This is a genomic window from Sphingomonas crocodyli (genome assembly GCF_004005865.1).
GTDB classification, from domain to species: Bacteria; Pseudomonadota; Alphaproteobacteria; order Sphingomonadales; family Sphingomonadaceae; genus Rhizorhabdus; species Rhizorhabdus crocodyli.
The window spans coordinates 121,189-137,347 of sequence record NZ_SACN01000002.1; the positions used below are offsets into that span (position 1 = coordinate 121,189).

Consider the following 16,159-nt stretch of genomic DNA (forward strand, 5'->3'; position numbering starts at 1 on the left):
CCCGGCCGCTAACGCAATGCTCAAGCGGATGGCACGCGCCATCCGATCACGGAGATTCGAATGAAGAAGATTCTGCTTTCCATCGGCACCGCCGCGATGCTGGCGACCGGCATTGTCGTGCCGATGGCCGCCCCGGCTTCGGCCGCGGTGATCGCGAACAAGGATGCCGCCACCTTCGTCAGCACGCTGGGCGACGAAAGCTTCGCCGTGCTCAAGACGGGCAACAAGGCCGCCGTGCGCACCAAGTTCCGCGAGCTGCTGTCGCAGCATTTCGCGATCGATGCGATCGGCGACCGCTTGATCCGCCGCTGGGCGAACCAGATCACCCCGGCGCAGAAGGCCGCGTACAAGGCTGCGATCCCGAACTTCATCATCGGCACCTATTCGGACAATCTCTACGATTATTCGAAGGCGACGATGAAGGTCGTGCGCACCGCGCCCGCAGGTAGCGGCTTCAACGTGACGACGACCGTGGCCAAGCCCGGTTCGCAGCCGATCACGGCGGTCTGGTCGGTCGGCCAGGTCGGCGGCGTCTTCAAGATCACGAACCTGACCGTCGCCAATATCAACCTGGCGATGACGCAGGCGCAGGATTTCGATGCGATCATCCAGCGCAAGGGTTTTGACGCACTCGTTGCGATGATGAAGGCGCGCGGCTAAACGCGCCGTCATAAGAGGATCGCCCTGCAGGCGCGCAGGAGATTTGAATATGAGCAAGATGCATCTGGTGTTCGGCGGTCGGGTCACCGATCCGCGCGGGCTCGATTATGGGGATCTGTCCAAGATCGACGTCGTCGGTTTCTTCCCCGACTATAAGTCGGCGGAAAATGCGTGGCGGGGCGCGGCACAGCGCACCGTCGACGATGCTGAGATGAAATATGTGATCGTCCATCTCCACAAGCTGCTGGAGCCGGATCTGGACTGAACCGAATGAACCCTCCCCGATCGGGGAGGGTTTTTTCATGCGCTGCGATATTTGAGTAGCAGCAGCGGGCGTGCGAGGAGAAGGCCGGCGAGGAAGCCGCCGATATGTGCCCAGATCGCGACGGTGAAGCCCGCGCCGGGCATCGCGAAGCCGATCATCAGCTGGATGCCGACCCACGCCACCGCCAGCCATACGACGTTGAGCGCATAAGCGACGCGCGGCGGCATGTTGCTGTCGCGCGGGCGGCCGAACAGCAAGGCATAGGCGCCGAACAGGGCCGAGATCGCCCCGCTCGCCCCGATCATCGGCGACATATCGAGCGGGGAGGCGAGATATTGCGCGAGTGCCGCCGCATAGGCGCCGATCAGGTAGAGCAGCAGCGTGCCGAACGTCCCCACCGCGGCTTCCACCGAGCGCCCGCAATAGACGAGGATCAGCAGGTTGAAGCCGAGATGGACGATGCCCGCGTGCAGCAGGGTCGCGCTCAGCGGCGTGATCCAGACGGGCAGCGCGCCTTCGAGTTCGATCCCGCCCAGACGCGCCGGAATGAAACCGCCGATGAAGTCGGCGGTTTCGGAAAGGCCGGCGACCGCCAGGATGAAATAGCTGGCGATCGTCGCGACGGCGATCATGGTGGTGGCCCGTGCGGGCGGCATTTTCATGGGCAGCCCATTACCTTCAAAAGGCGGCCCGCGATCAGATGAACTCGATCTTCGAGACGAGGTAGAACCGCTCGCCCGACGGCACCGTCACCTCGACCTCGTCATCGACCTTCTTGCCGATGAGCGCGCGGCCCAGCGGCGAATTGTAGCTGATCTTGCCGTCCTTGGCGTTCGCCTCGGTCTGGCCGACGATCTGATACTTTACCGGCTTGTCGTCCTCGTCGAGCATCGTCACGGTCGCGCCGAAGACGATGCGATCGCCCGAAAGATCGCGCGGATCGATCACCTGCGCGCGGCTCAGCCGATCCTCGATATCGCTGATCGTCGCTTCGATCTGGCCCTGGCGCTCCTTGGCGGCGTGATATTCGGCATTTTCCGAAAGGTCGCCATGCGCGCGCGCTTCTTCGATCGCGTCGACGATCTGCGGCCGCTCGATTTTGAGACGCGCGAGCTCTTCGGTCAGCATGCGATAGCCTTCCTGGAGCATCGGCAACTTCTCAACGCTGGCCATCTGCCTTCAACCCTTTCGTCCGATAAGCCCGCCCCCCAGACGACCCTTGCGGGCCGCCCACACTGTCTTCCTGCATTGCGGGGGATCAGGCGTGAGGGGCAGAATAATAGGATTGGAGCGCCCGTACTTCAAGCTTGCGCTCGCGAAGTGCCGCGATCGCCTCGACCGCGGCGACCGAAGCGGCCGCTGTCGTGAAGTAGGGAACCTTGCCGTAGAGCGCCGTCGTACGGATCGATTGCGAGTCCTGCAGCGACTGCCAGCCCTCGGTCGTGTTGAAGATCAGGTCGACGTCGCCGTCCTTGATCTTGTCGACGATGTTCGGGCGGCCCTGCTGCACCTTCAGGACATTTTCGACCTGCAGGCCGGCATTCTGGAGGTAATCCGCCGTGCCGCTGGTCGCGATCACGCGGAAGCCCATGTCGAGCAATTTGCCGATCGCGGGCAGGATCTGCGGCTTGTCACCATCCTTGACCGATACGAACACGGTCCCGGCCAGCGGCAGCTTCGTGAAGGCGCCCAGCTGCGCCTTGGCGAAGGCGGTAGCGAAATCGCTGTCGATGCCCATCACCTCGCCGGTCGACTTCATTTCCGGCGAAAGCACCGGATCGACGCCGGGGAAGCGCGCCCACGGGAACACCGCTTCCTTCACCGCGATATGCTTGATGTCCAAATCGATCTTGGGCAGCGCGGCCAGCTTCTCGCCCGCCATCACCCGCGCCGCGATCTTGGCGACGGGGGTGCCGATCGCCTTGGCGACGAAGGGCACGGTGCGGCTGGCGCGCGGATTGACCTCGATCAGATAGACCTTGCCGTCCTTCACCGCGAACTGGACGTTCATCAGGCCGCGGACCATCAGCGCGCGGGCCATTGCATCGGCCTGGCGCTTGATCTCGTCGATGATGTCGGTGGGCAGCGAATAGGGGGGCAGGGTGCACGCGCTGTCGCCCGAATGGACGCCTGCTTCCTCGATATGCTGCATCACGCCTGCGATCACGACATCGTCGCCATCGCAGATCGCATCGAGATCGACCTCGATCGCGTCGCGCAGATATTGGTCGATCAGCACGGGCGAGTCGCCCGACACCAGCACAGCGGTGGTGATATACTGCTCCAGCTGCGCGGGATCCTCGACGATCTCCATCGCGCGGCCGCCCAGCACGTAAGACGGGCGCATGAGGACCGGATAGCCGACCCGTTCGGCGACGCTCAGCGCCTCTTCGCGGCTGCGCGCGATGCCGTTGCGCGGCTGATGCAGGCCCAGATCGGAGACGAGCGCGGCGAAACGCTCGCGATCCTCGGCCAGATCGATCGCGTCGGGCGAGGTGCCCAGGATCGGGATGCCCGCATCCTCCAGCTCCTGCGCGAGCTTGAGCGGCGTTTGCCCGCCGAACTGGACGATGACGCCCTTCAGCGTGCCGTTCGACATCTCGACATGCAGGATTTCCAGCACGTCCTCGGCGGTCAGCGGCTCGAAATAGAGGCGGTCCGACGTGTCGTAATCGGTCGAGACGGTCTCGGGATTGCAGTTGACCATGATCGTCTCATAGCCCGCCTCGGCCAGCGCGAAGCAGGCGTGGACGCAGCAATAGTCGAACTCGATCCCCTGACCGATCCGGTTGGGGCCGCCGCCAAGGATCACGATCTTTTCGCGGTCGGTCGGGTTGCTCTCGCACTCGGGCTCGCCGAAGCTTGGCGCTTCGTAGGTCGAATACATGTAGGGCGTCTTGGCCTCGAACTCGGCCGCGCAGGTGTCGATCCGCTTGAAGACCGGGCGGACGCCCAGCTTGTGGCGATGCGCGCGCACCTCCTTCTCGGTGATGCCGCCGGTCATGGCCTTGAGCGCATCATGGACGATGCCGCCGCCGCGCGCCTGCCCGGTCGCATTGCCGGCAAGGTTGGCCGACTGGAGCGCCAGCCAGGCGAGCCGCTTGTCGGAGAAGCCCATCGCCTTGAGCTTACGCATGCCATCGGCATCGTTGGGCAGGCCGTCACGGCACGCACTCTCCTCGGCCGCGACGATCTCGGCGAGGCGATCGAGGAACCACGGTTCGAACTTGGCGATCTTGTGGATTTCGTCGACGGTAAGACCTTCGCGCAGAGCCTGCGCGGCGATCAGCAGGCGATCCGGCGTCGCGCGGGCCAGCTCGGCCTCGATGCGCGACTTGGGGGCGCCCTTCAGCTCGTCGACTACGTTGAAGCCGACGAGGCCGGTTTCGAGGCCGCGCAGCGCCTTCTGCATCGATTCGTGGATGTTGCGGCCGATCGCCATCGTCTCGCCGACCGACTTCATCGCGGTGTGGAGCAGCGGCTCGGCGCCCTTGAACTTTTCGAAGGCGAAGCGCGGAATCTTCGTGACCACGTAATCGATGGTCGGTTCGAACGACGCCGGGGTTGCGCCCGTAATGTCGTTCATGATCTCGTCGAGCGTGTAGCCGACCGCGAGCTTCGCGGCGACGCTGGCGATCGGGAAGCCGGTCGCCTTCGATGCGAGCGCCGAGGAGCGCGACACGCGCGGATTCATCTCGATCACGACCAGACGGCCGTCGGCGGGGTTCACCGCGAACTGGACGTTCGAACCGCCCGTCTCGACGCCGATCTCACGCAGCACCGCGATGCTCGCGTTGCGCATGATCTGATATTCTTTGTCGGTCAGCGTCAGCGCGGGCGCGACGGTGATCGAATCGCCCGTATGGACGCCCATCGGATCGACATTCTCGATCGAACAGATGATGATGGCGTTGTCAGCGCGATCGCGCACGACCTCCATCTCATATTCCTTCCAGCCGAGCACTGATTCCTCGATCAGCACTTCGGTGGTCGGGCTGGCATCGAGACCGCCGGTCACGATGCGGATGAACTCGTCCTTGTTATAGGCGATGCCGCCGCCGGTGCCGCCCATCGTGAAGCTGGGGCGGATGATGGTGGGCAGCCCCACGAAATCGAGCGCGCGCAGCGCCTCCTCGACCGTGTGGGCGACTTCGGAACGCGGGCTTTCGAGGCCGATCTTGTCCATCGCCTGACGGAACTTCAGCCGGTCCTCGGCCTTGTCGATCGCCTCGGCGTCCGCGCCGATCATCTGGCAGCCATATTTTTCCAGCGTGCCGTCGTTGAACAGCGCGAGCGCGGTGTTCAGCGCGGTCTGCCCGCCCATCGTCGGCAGGACGGCGTCGGGCCGTTCCTTCTCGATGATCTTGGCGACGATCTCGGGCGTGATCGGCTCGACATAGGTCGCGTCGGCCATGTCCGGATCGGTCATGATCGTCGCGGGGTTCGAGTTGACGAGGATGATGCGATAGCCCTCCTCGCGCAGCGCCTTGCACGCCTGCGTCCCCGAATAATCGAACTCGCACGCCTGCCCGATGACGATCGGACCGGCACCGATGATGAGGATGGAGGAGATGTCAGTGCGTTTGGGCATTAGAAGTGCTTGCCTGCGATTTCGCTCAGTTTCTTGAATGCAGCTTCGGAGAGCCGCAGACTCTGAGAGGTTTTTCCGGGGATGGCTCGATCCTTCGAGCCGTACGTGTCGATCTGAACAAACTTCTCGCCATCGCATTCCACGAGGCTCACCGTCGCTTCGACCTCTGAATGGCTAGTGATCCGGTCGAGATCCTTAATCTCAAAATCGCGGACAACTGCCATCTCAAGCCCTCGTCGGTTGACGAAGCTGCCCCACGAACTGCTCGAACAGATAGTGGCTGTCCTGCGGGCCGGGGCTGGCTTCGGGGTGGTATTGGACGCTGAAGGCTGGTTTGTCGGTGAGGCGCAAGCCCGCGAGGCTGCCGTCGAACAGCGAGATGTGGGTCGCCTCGGCATTCGCGGGCAGGCTGTCGGTGTCGACCGCGAAGCCGTGGTTCATCGACGTGATCTCGACCCGGCCGTCATCGGTGCGCTTGACCGGGTGGTTCGCGCCGCGATGGCCCTGGTGCATCTTGAAGGTCTTGGCGCCCACGGCGAGGCCGAGCATCTGGTGGCCAAGGCAGATGCCGAACAGCGGCTTGCCGACCTCGAGCAGCTTCTTGATCACCGGCACCGCATATTCGCCGGTCGCAGCCGGGTCGCCCGGGCCGTTCGACAGGAACACGCCGTCGGGATTGTGCGCCATCACGTCGTCGAAGGTTGCGGTCGCGGGGACCACCGTCACCCGCGCGCCGGCGGCGACGAGGTTGCGCAGGATGTTGCGCTTCAGGCCGTAGTCGATCGCGACGACATGCGGCGCATCCGGCCCCGCGGCGTCGACATCATAGCCCTGGCCGAGCGTCCAGAGACCATCGCGCCACTGATAGCTTTGCGTCGCCGAAACGTCCTTCGCCAGATCCATGCCTTCGAGGCCGGGCCAGCTCTTGGCCTTGTCGATCAGCGCGGCAACGTCGAACTCGCCCTTGGCATTATGCGCGATCACGCCGTTGGGCGCGCCGCCGATGCGGATCGCGCGGGTCAGCGCGCGGGTGTCGACGCCCGAAATGCCGATGCGCCCGTTCGCCTTCAACCAGGCGTCGAGATGCTGGGTGTTCCGGAAGTTCGCCGGATCGGTCACGTCCTCGCGCACGATCATGCCCAGCGCGTGGGGGTTGATCGCCTCGATATCCTCGGGGTTGGTGCCGACATTGCCGATATGCGGGAAGGTGAAGGCGATGATCTGCCCGGCATAAGACGGGTCGGTCATGACCTCCTGATAGCCGGTCATCGCGGTGTTGAAGCACACCTCACCCACCGCATCGCCCTCGGCGCCGAAGCCGCGGCCCCAAATGACGGTCCCGTCGCCTAGAACCAATACGCCGGTGGCACCCTTGGGTGGTGTCAGACGCGCGTGATCGGTTTCGGCCACTTTGGGCTCCTTTTGTTGGGGTCGGCGGGCGGGCAAACGGCGGCGTAACTAGGTGGGGGATCGGGGCGGGTCAATTCTATTAAAATGCGGCCAAACGTGCTAGCGGTCCCGCTTTACGATCCTGAACAGGCATCCCCATGATTCGAGACGATATCAAGACGGCGCTCGTCGCCGCGATGAAGGCGCGTGACGCGGGCGCAACGGCGGCGATCCGCCTGATCCAGTCGGCGATCAAGAATCGCGACATCGAACTGCGCACCGCGACGACGCAGCCCGACGATGATCTGCTCGTCACCGAAGTCCTGCAGAAGATGATCAAGCAGCGCCGCGAATCGATCGAGATGTTCGAAAAGGGCGGCCGCCAGGAACTCGCCGACGCCGAAGCGGCCGAAGTCGCGGTGATCGAACGCTTCCTCCCCGCCCAGATGTCCGAAGACGAAGCCAAGGCCGCGATCGACGCGATCGCGACCGAGCTTGGTGCGACGTCGGTCAAGGACATGGGCAGGGTGATGGCCGCGCTCAAGGAGCGGCATGCGGGCCAGATGGATATGGCGAAGGCCAGCGGCCTGGTGAAGGCGCGGCTGGGCTGAACTTAATAGCCCCCTCCCTGACAAGGGAGGGGGTTGGGGGTGGGTCATTCCGCGCAGAATAAACCCGAGACTTGCCGGCTTCGCCCGCGACATGCGGGCCGAACCCACGCCCTTCGAAGACCGGCTCTGGCAGCATTTGCGCGGATCGCGCCTGAACGATCTCAAATTCAGCCGCCAGATCGCGATCGGGGGCTTCATCTGCGACTTCGTCTGCCGCAATCTTCGACTCGTGATCGAAGTGGACGGTGACACCCATGATGCCGCGCGCGATGCGGATCGGGACCATGCGCTCGGGCGGATGGGCTATCGGGTGCTGCGCGTCCGGAACGAGGATGTGGCGGGCAATCTCGATGGTGTGTTGAGGGCGATCGTTGAAGTGGCGGCGGGGCGGCCGACGAAGGTGGAGTTGTTGGGGCGCGATACGCGCTCTTCCGGCGTGACCCACCCCCCGACCCCCTCCCTTGGCAGGGAGGGGGAGTAGATGTCGCTCTCCCCCCAATTCCTCGACGAGATCCGCGCGCGCACGACGCTGTCGACCCTCATCGGCAAGTCGGTCAAACTCACCAAGGCCGGGCGCGAGTACAAAGCCTGCTGCCCGTTCCATAATGAGAAGTCGCCCAGCTTCTACGTCAACGACGACAAGGGCTTTTACCACTGCTTCGGCTGCGGCGCGCATGGCGATGCGATCCGTTTCCTGACTGAATCGCAGGGGCTGCCCTTCATCGATGCGGTCAAGGAACTGGTCGCCGCCGCGGGCATGGAGATGCCCGCACCCGATCCGCGCGCGGCCGAACGGCACGAGCGCGAACTCGGGCTGCACGAGGTGACGGCGGCGGCAGAGCGTTTCTTCATCGACCAGCTTGGCGGGATCGAGGGTGCCGAGGCGCGCGCCTATCTCAAGCGGCGCGGGATCGATGAGGGGCTGCAGAAGGCGTTCGGGATCGGCTTCGCCCCCGATTCGCGGGGCAAGCTCAAGGCCGCGCTCAAGCAGTTCGGTGACGGGCCGCTGGTCGAAACCGGCATGTTGATCTCGGTCGAGGGCAAGGAGCCGTATGATCGCTTCCGCGGCCGCGTGATGATTCCGATCCGCGATCAGCGCGGGCGGACAATCGCCTTCGGCGGGCGCATCCTCGACACCGGCGAGCCCAAATATCTGAACAGCCCGGAAACCCCCTTGTTCGACAAGGGGCGCAGCCTGTTCAACATCGATCGCGCCTCGCCCGCGTCACGCAAGTCCAACCGCGTCGTCGTGGTCGAAGGTTATATGGACGTGATCGCGCTGGCGAAGGCGGGGATCGACGAAGCCGTCGCCCCGCTCGGCACCGCGCTGACCGAAGGGCAGATGGAGCGGCTCTGGCGCCTCGCCGACGCGCCGATCCTGTGCTTCGACGGCGACAAGGCCGGGCAGAAGGCGGCGTTGCGCGCGGCCGAACGCGCGCTGCCGGTGATGGCCGTGGGCAAGACGCTGCGCTTCGCGCTGCTGCCCGCGGGCAAGGATCCCGACGATGTCGTCAAGGAAGGCGGCCGCGCTGCGATCGAGACGATTCTCTCCGCGCCAAAGCCGCTGATGCGCCTGCTCTACGATTCGCAGGTGTCGGCGATCGATGCGACCAATCCGGAGGAGCGCGCCGGCGTCCGTCACCATCTCAACACGCTGGCGGGCAGCTTCGCCGACAAATTGCTGCAGGACGAATATCGCCGCAGCTTCAACGATCTGTTCTTCGACGATTTCGGCTGGAAGAAGCGCGATCGCGAAGCGGTGGGGGAGGCGGTGCGCCTGTCCGGTCCGCGCGGCGATATCCGGCTCTATCACAGCCTCGCACGCTCTGCGCTCTACGGCTTCTTCCGATTCCCGCGCCTGATCGTCGATTCGGCGGACGCGCTCTACCGGGTCGATTTCGGCGACGATCTGTTGAAACAGTGGCGCGATCGCATCGTAAATGCGGTGATCGACAGGCCAGAGCTTGAATATGACGGCGTAAAATCCATATTGGAGGCCAGCGACCTCGCCAAGGCGCTCCAACACGATATGCGACGGGACCTGCGCTTCCCGTGGATCATCGATCCGAATGGCGCGACAGATCGGTTGACCACGCTGGTCCGGTTCCTTGTCGAGGAGCAGGAGCTGGCGGCGGAGCTTGATCGATTGAATCGGCGGGCCATCGAAGATACAGGCCTCGATGACTATGCTATAATCGAAGAGTTGCGCGCCGAAATCCGGCATCGAATGCAACTTCTTCGGGAACACGGATATCAACTCGGCTCGGGCGAGCCGGCGGCGGCGAACGGATAACAATGGCGAAGACGAACGGTAGCGAAGCGGCTGAGCGTAACGAGAGCGGCGATGCGCCCCTGATCGACCTCAACGAAGCCTCGCTCAAGAAGCTCATCGCGCGGGCGAAGCGCAAGGGCTACATCACCTACGACCAGCTCAACGAAGCGCTGCCGCAGGACCAGATGTCTTCGGATCAGCTCGAAGACGTCATGGCCGCGCTCAACGAAATGGGCGTCAACATCGTCGAGAACGAGGATGCCGGCGAAGATGCCGAGCCTGAGGACGATGGCGCCGATGATGTCGCCGCAGCCGATGAGGGCGATGCCGCCCCGCAGCTGACGACCATCACCAAGAAGGAAACGGTCGATCGCACCGACGATCCCGTCCGCATGTACCTGCGCGAGATGGGGGCCGTCGAGCTGCTGTCGCGCGAGGGCGAAATCGCGATCGCCAAGCGGATCGAGGCCGGCCGCGACACGATGATCCTGGGCCTGTGCGAATCGCCGATCACCTTCAACGCGATCATCGACTGGTCGACCCAGCTCAACGAAGGCACGATGCAGCTGCGCGAGATCCTCGATCTCGACGCGATGCTCTCGAAGGGGCCGACCGCCGAGCAGGTCGAGGGTGCCGAAGAGGGCGGCGAAATCTCCGCCGAAACCGCCGGCCCCAGCTTCAAGGAAGAAGAAGAGCCCGAGGAAGAGGCGGCGCCCGACGGCGACGACGAGGATTCGATGACCGAGCGCCGCGCGCCGCGTCCGTCGGACGACGAGGAAGAGGACAACACCCTCAGCCTCGCGCAGATGGAAGAGCAGTTGAAGCCGCTCGCGCTCGAAAAGTTCGCGACGATCACCGATCTCTACAAGACCTTCTCGGCCGTGCAGGAAGCCCGCCTCAACGCGCTGGGCGTCGGCAACGACTTCGCCGCGGCCGAGGAAGAGCGGTATCAGGAGCTGCGCGAGCAGCTGACCGCCGAGGTCGAGAGCGTCCAGTTCCACGGCGCGAAGATCGAATATCTCGTCGATCAGCTTTATTCGTTCAATCGTCGCCTGACGACCTTGGGCGGCCAGATGCTGCGCCTTGCCGAGCGCCACAAGGTGCCGCGCAAGGACTTCCTCGATCGCTACATCAACCATGAGATGGAAGAGGGCTGGCTGGAAAAGGTCGCCGGCATCGACAAGAAGTGGGCGGCGTTCGCGGCCAACGAAGTCGACGCGGTCGAGCGTATCCGTGGCGAGATCGCCGAAATCGGCCAGGCGACTGGCATGGCGCTGGTCGAGTTCCGCCGCATCGTCAACATGGTCCAGAAGGGCGAGCGCGAGGCGCGTATCGCCAAGAAGGAAATGGTCGAGGCGAACCTGCGCCTCGTGATCTCGATCGCCAAGAAGTACACGAACCGCGGCCTGCAGTTCCTCGACCTCATTCAGGAAGGCAATATCGGCCTGATGAAGGCGGTCGATAAGTTCGAATATCGCCGCGGCTATAAGTTCTCGACCTACGCGACATGGTGGATCCGTCAGGCGATCACCCGCTCGATCGCGGATCAGGCGCGCACGATCCGTATCCCGGTCCACATGATCGAGACGATCAACAAGCTGGTGCGCACCTCGCGCCAGATCCTCCACGAAATCGGCCGCGAGCCGACGCCGGAGGAACTGGCGGAGCGGCTTTCGATGCCACTCGAAAAGGTTCGCAAGGTGATGAAGATCGCCAAGGAGCCGATCTCCCTCGAAACGCCGATCGGCGACGAGGAGGATTCGCACCTGGGCGATTTCATCGAGGACAAGAACGCGATCATTCCGGTCGACGCCGCGATCCAGGCGAACCTCAAGGAAACCGTCACGCGGGTTCTGGCGTCGCTCACCCCGCGCGAGGAACGCGTCCTGCGCATGCGCTTCGGCATCGGCATGAACACCGATCACACGCTCGAGGAAGTCGGCCAGCAATTCTCGGTCACCCGCGAACGCATCCGCCAGATTGAGGCGAAGGCGCTGCGCAAGCTCAAGCATCCGAGCCGCAGCCGCAAGATGCGCTCGTTCCTGGATCAGTAAGTCTCAAAGCCCCGCTCCGGCGGGGCTTTTTCTTGGAAGCCTCAGCGGCTCAGCAGAAAAACCGCCTGCTCTGCCCGCAGGTTCGCCGCCGCCGCGCCGCGGCGGCGGTCGCCGGTCAGGAACCAGGCGTTTTCCACCGTGATCCCGCGTTCGGCGACGAAGGCGCGGAAATCCTCGATCGTCAGCTGGTGGATATTCTCGGTCTCGTACCAGCTGACCGGCAAAGCCGCCGTCACCGGCATCCGGCCGCTCCACATCAGCGACCAGCGCACGCGCCAATAAGCGAAGTTGGGGAAGGAGACGAAGGCGCGCCGGCCGATGCGCAGCAGATCGTCGAGCACGCGATCGGGCGAGCGCGCGGTCTGGAGCGTCTGGCTCAGGATCGCATAGTCGTAGGTGTCGTCGGGATAATTGATCAGGTCGGTATCGGCATCGCCCTGGATCACGGAGAGGCCACGCGCGACCGCCGCGCTGACGTTCGCGCCGTCGATCTCGATCCCGCGCGCGTCGCATCCCTTGGCATCGCGCAGCACCGCCATCAGCTCGCCGTCGCCGCAGCCGATGTCGAGCACGCGCGATCCGCCCGCGACATTGTTCGCGATGATCGCAAGGTCGGGGCGCAGGCTCATGTCATTGCCTTCAGCGAAGCGGCGAAATCGGGCGAGAGCCGCTCCATATAATTTTGCGGGCGGATCGGCGCGTGGAAGCCCAGCGGCTCATAGACGCCATGCGCATCTTTGGTGACGAGGCCGATGCGGCGCAGATCGGCATAATCGGGATGCTCGACGAACCAGCGGACCATGTGCCGGCCGAGGCCCTGTCCGCGCTCGCTTTCTTCGATCCACACGTCGGCGATCCAGCCGAAGGTCGCGCGATCGGTGACCATCCGCGCATAGCCAATCTGCTCGACCCCACGATAGGCGCCCAGGCAGTGCGATCCTGCGGCGGCCTTCTCGACCAGCTCGCGCTCGATCCCCGGCGACCAGTAGCTCGATGCGAGCCACGCATGAATCCGGTCGAACTGGAGCCGCGCGGGATCGTCCGAGAGGAGGATGTTCTCGCTCATTCGCCGGCCCTCAGGAAGCCGTCGACCACGCGGTTGAGTTCGGGCACGTCGAGCAGGAAGGCGTCGTGGCCGAAGGGCGAGGAGAGTTCGACGAAGCTCACCGCCGCGCCTGCCGCATTGAGCGCATGAACCACGGCGCGCGATTCCGATGTCGGATAGAGCCAGTCGGTGTCGAAGCTCACCACGCAGAAGCGCGTGTTCGTTCCCCGGAAGGCGTTGGCGAGCAGGCCGCCATGCTCCTCGGCCAGATCGAAATAATCCATCGCGCGGGTGATGTAGAGGTAGGAATTGGCATCGAAGCGATCGACGAAACTGATCCCCTGATGTCGCAGATAGGATTCGATCTGGAAGTCGGCATCGAAGCCGAAGCTCTTGGCGTCGCGCTTCTGGAGGCGGCGGCCGAATTTCTCGGTCAACCCCGCTTCGGACAGATAGGTGATGTGCGCCGCCATCCGCGCGACGGCCAGGCCGGCGGCGGGGGGCTTCCCATCGGCATAATAATCGCCGCCGCGCCATTGCGGATCGGCCATGATTGCCTGCCGCCCGACCTCGTGGAATGCGATGTTCTGCGCACTGTGCCGCGCTGCCGATGCGATGACGACGGCGCTGCGCACGCGATCGGGATAGGTCGCCGCCCATTCGAGCACCTGCATCCCGCCCATCGATCCGCCGACCACGGCCTCCAGCGTGCCGATGCCGAGGTGATCGACCAGCATCGCCTGCGCGCGGACCATGTCGCGGATCGTGATGACCGGGAAGCGCATCGCATAAGGCGCGCCGCTGGGGTCTTTCGACGCGGGGCCGGAGGAGCCGAGGCAGGAACCCAGCACGTTCGAACAGATGATGAAGTGCCGCGCCGGATCGATCGGCTTGCCCGCGCCGACCATGCGGGTCCACCAGCCGGGCTTGCCGGTGATCGGGTGGGTCGATGCGACATGATGATCGCCGGTCAGCGCGTGGCAGATCAGGATCGCGTTCGATCCGTCGGCGTTCAGCGTGCCATAGGTTTCGTAGGCGATCTCGACCGGCGACAGCTGTGCGCCGCCATCCAGCGCCAGCGGGCCGGGCAGCGAGACGGTGCGGGCTAGGCCGAAGCGGACGTCGTCGGACATGGGAAGCGGGGGCTATGACCCGCCCGCCGCCTTGTCAATCGGGACAGGGCCGCATAGAGCGCCGAGCCATGTCCAAGCCCGCTCCCAAACCCTGGATCGACGCGATCGCGCCTTATGTGCCGGGCCGCTCGACCACCGATGACGGCCGCAAGGTCTCGAAGCTCTCGTCGAACGAAAATCCGCTCGGCACCAGCGATCAGGCACGCGCGGCCTATGCGGCAGCGGCCACCACGCTCGATCGCTATCCCGATGCATCGGCGGCGGCGCTGCGCGAGGCGATTGCCGCGCAGCACGGGCTCGATCCCGCGCGGATCATCTACGGCACCGGATCGGACGAGATTCTCCACCTCGCGACCGGCGCCTTCGCCGGGCTGGGCGATGAAGTGCTGTTCGTCCGTTATGGCTTTTCGGTCTATCCGATCGCGGCGCGGCGCGTCGGCGCGGAGCCGATCGAGGCCGACGACAAGGATTATGCGACCGACGTCGACGCGCTGATCGCGAAGATCACGCCGAAGACGCGGGTGATCTTCGTCGCCAATCCGAACAACCCGACCGGCACCTTCGCGGGCAAGGCGGAGATTGCGCGCCTCCACGCGGCGATCCCGGCCGATTGCCTGCTGGTGCTCGATCAGGCCTATGCCGAATATCTGGAGGTCGGGGAGGATGATGGCGGCCTCGCGCTCGCGATGAGCGCGCCCAATGTCCTCGTCACGCGCACCTTCTCGAAGATTTATGGTCTGGCCGCCGAGCGGATCGGCTGGGGCTATGGCTCGGCCGAGGTGATCGACGCGCTCCACAAGATCCGCGCGCCGTTCAACGTGACGACGGGTGGCCAGTCCGCTGCGATCGCCGCCGTCGCCGACACCGCCTTCGTCGACAAGAGCCGCGCGCATAATGCGAAGTGGCTGCGCTGGTTCGAGGATCAGATTGCCGGCCTCGGCAATGCCGGCCTGCGCGCGGTGCCCAGCAAGGCGAACTTCTCGCTGGTGCTGTTCGACGGCAAGCTGACCGCCGAAGCCGCGCTGAAGGGGCTGATGGATGCGGGCTATATCGTCCGCTGGCTGCCGGGGCAGGGCCTGCCCAATGCGCTGCGCATCACGATCGGCACCGAGGACGAATGCCGCGGCATGGTCGCGGCGCTCCGCAAGCTCGTGGACAACGCAGGCTGATGCTGCCCTTCGCGCGCGTCACGATCATCGGCCTCGGGCTGATCGGCTCCTCGGTCGCGCGCGCCGTGCGGGCGACGATGCCGACGGTGCGCGTCACCGGCTATGACGGCGATGCCGATGTCCGCGCGCGCGCCGACGCGCTCGATTTCCTCGACGATATCGCCGACACGGCGGGCGTGGCGGTGATCGACGCCGATCTGGTGATCCTGTGCGTGCCCGTCGGCGCGATGGGCGCGGTCGGTGCGGAGATTGCCGCCGATCTGCCCGCCGATGCGATCGTCAGTGATGTGGGGTCGTCGAAGGAGACGATCCTCAACGCGCTCACCGCCGCACTTCCCGGCGCGACGATCATCCCCGCGCACCCCGTTGCGGGCACCGAGAATAGCGGGCCGGAGGCGGGCTTTGCGACCCTGTTCAACGGCCGCTGGTGCATCGTCACCCCGCCCGAGGGCGCCGATCCGACCGCAGTCGAGCGCGTGATCGCCTTCTGGAAGCGGCTCGGCGCCAATGTCGAGACGATGGATGCGAAGCACCACGATCTCGTTCTCGCCGTCACCAGCCACCTGCCACACCTGATCGCCTATACGATCGTCGGCACCGCTTCCGATATGGAAGAGGTGACGCGCAGCGAGGTGATCAAATTCTCGGCAGGCGGCTTCCGCGATTTCACCCGCATCGCGGCGTCTGACCCGACGATGTGGCGCGACGTCTTCCTGTCGAACAAGGATGCGGTGCTGGAAATGCTCCAGCGTTTCTCGGAGGATCTGACCGCGCTACAGCGTGCGATCCGCTGGGGCGACGGCGATCAGCTGTTCGATCTGTTCACCCGCACCCGCGCGATCCGCCGTTCGATCATCGAACAGGGTCAGGACGATGCCGCGCCCGACTTTGGCCGCTCGCACTAAGCCACCCCGTCATCCCGGCGGAGGTCGGGATCTCAGGAGGCTCTTGTGGCGAACTTGCGCCGGGA

16 protein-coding genes are annotated in these 16,159 nt (G+C 64.8%); 8 read left to right on the plus strand and 8 right to left on the minus strand.

Annotated elements, in window-relative coordinates; genetic code table 11:
- Positions 1-60: 60 nt before the first annotated feature.
- Positions 61-660 (plus strand): MlaC/ttg2D family ABC transporter substrate-binding protein, encoded by a 600-nt coding sequence (locus tag EOD43_RS15180; RefSeq protein WP_127744891.1) that lies wholly within the window; start codon positions 61-63, stop codon positions 658-660.
- A 49-nt stretch (positions 661-709) separates the two neighbouring features.
- Positions 710-925 (plus strand): DUF4170 domain-containing protein, encoded by a 216-nt coding sequence (locus EOD43_RS15185; protein ID WP_127744892.1) that lies wholly within the window; start codon positions 710-712, stop codon positions 923-925.
- Between the two features lie 35 nt (positions 926-960).
- On the opposite strand, the gene EOD43_RS15190 is transcribed toward EOD43_RS15185, so the two are convergent.
- The 5 genes from EOD43_RS15190 to carA form a co-directional block, all read right to left on the minus strand.
- Positions 961-1,587, minus strand: coding sequence for a rhomboid family intramembrane serine protease (locus tag EOD43_RS15190; protein ID WP_127744893.1), 627 nt, complete (start codon positions 1,585-1,587; stop codon positions 961-963).
- A 34-nt stretch (positions 1,588-1,621) separates the two neighbouring features.
- Positions 1,622-2,098, minus strand: coding sequence for a transcription elongation factor GreA (gene greA, locus EOD43_RS15195; RefSeq protein WP_127744894.1), 477 nt, complete (start codon positions 2,096-2,098; stop codon positions 1,622-1,624).
- Between the two features lie 85 nt (positions 2,099-2,183).
- Complete coding sequence (gene carB, locus EOD43_RS15200) at positions 2,184-5,516, minus strand: carbamoyl-phosphate synthase large subunit (protein ID WP_127744895.1); 3,333 nt, start codon at positions 5,514-5,516, stop codon at positions 2,184-2,186.
- Positions 5,516-5,740, minus strand: a complete 225-nt coding sequence (locus EOD43_RS15205) for a methionyl-tRNA formyltransferase (RefSeq protein ID WP_127744896.1) — start codon at positions 5,738-5,740, stop codon at positions 5,516-5,518. The genes carB and EOD43_RS15205 overlap by 1 nt, the downstream gene beginning before the upstream one ends.
- Position 5,741: 1 nt before the next feature.
- Positions 5,742-6,926 (minus strand): glutamine-hydrolyzing carbamoyl-phosphate synthase small subunit, encoded by a 1,185-nt coding sequence (gene carA / locus EOD43_RS15210; protein WP_127744897.1) that lies wholly within the window; start codon positions 6,924-6,926, stop codon positions 5,742-5,744.
- A 137-nt stretch (positions 6,927-7,063) separates the two neighbouring features.
- On the opposite strand from carA, the gene EOD43_RS15215 reads away from it, so the two are divergent.
- From EOD43_RS15215 to rpoD, 4 genes are read left to right on the plus strand one after another with little or no spacing between them, the layout of a single operon-like run.
- Positions 7,064-7,516, plus strand: a complete 453-nt coding sequence (locus tag EOD43_RS15215; protein WP_127744898.1) for a GatB/YqeY domain-containing protein — start codon at positions 7,064-7,066, stop codon at positions 7,514-7,516.
- Between the two features lie 58 nt (positions 7,517-7,574).
- The gene (locus tag EOD43_RS15220) at positions 7,575-7,997 is read left to right on the plus strand and encodes an endonuclease domain-containing protein (protein WP_276318205.1); all 423 of its coding nucleotides are present in this window, start codon (positions 7,575-7,577) and stop codon (positions 7,995-7,997) included.
- Complete coding sequence (dnaG, locus tag EOD43_RS15225) at positions 7,998-9,809, plus strand: DNA primase (RefSeq protein WP_127744900.1); 1,812 nt, start codon at positions 7,998-8,000, stop codon at positions 9,807-9,809. It abuts the gene before it with no gap.
- 2 nt (positions 9,810-9,811) lie between these two features.
- Positions 9,812-11,842: an RNA polymerase sigma factor RpoD gene (gene rpoD, locus EOD43_RS15230; protein ID WP_127744901.1), complete on the plus strand. Its 2,031-nt coding sequence runs from the start codon at positions 9,812-9,814 to the stop codon at positions 11,840-11,842.
- A 41-nt stretch (positions 11,843-11,883) separates the two neighbouring features.
- Here rpoD and metW read toward each other — a convergent pair whose 3' ends face one another.
- The 3 genes from metW to metX are packed head-to-tail and all read right to left on the minus strand — an operon-like array spanning position 11,884 to position 14,020.
- Entirely contained in the window at positions 11,884-12,471 is a 588-nt protein-coding gene (gene metW / locus EOD43_RS15235; protein WP_127744902.1) for a methionine biosynthesis protein MetW, read from the minus strand.
- Entirely contained in the window at positions 12,468-12,908 is a 441-nt protein-coding gene (locus EOD43_RS15240; protein ID WP_127744903.1) for a GNAT family N-acetyltransferase, read from the minus strand. Before EOD43_RS15240 ends, metW begins: the two co-directional genes overlap by 4 nt.
- Entirely contained in the window at positions 12,905-14,020 is a 1,116-nt protein-coding gene (gene metX, locus EOD43_RS15245) for a homoserine O-acetyltransferase MetX (protein WP_127744904.1), read from the minus strand. Before metX ends, EOD43_RS15240 begins: the two co-directional genes overlap by 4 nt.
- 68 nt (positions 14,021-14,088) lie before the next feature.
- On the opposite strand from metX, the gene hisC reads away from it, so the two are divergent.
- Positions 14,089-15,189, plus strand: a complete 1,101-nt coding sequence (hisC, locus tag EOD43_RS15250) for a histidinol-phosphate transaminase (protein WP_127744905.1) — start codon at positions 14,089-14,091, stop codon at positions 15,187-15,189.
- The gene (locus EOD43_RS15255) at positions 15,189-16,094 is read left to right on the plus strand and encodes a prephenate/arogenate dehydrogenase family protein (RefSeq protein ID WP_127744906.1); all 906 of its coding nucleotides are present in this window, start codon (positions 15,189-15,191) and stop codon (positions 16,092-16,094) included. Before hisC ends, EOD43_RS15255 begins: the two co-directional genes overlap by 1 nt.
- The last annotated feature ends 65 nt before the right edge of the window (positions 16,095-16,159 follow it).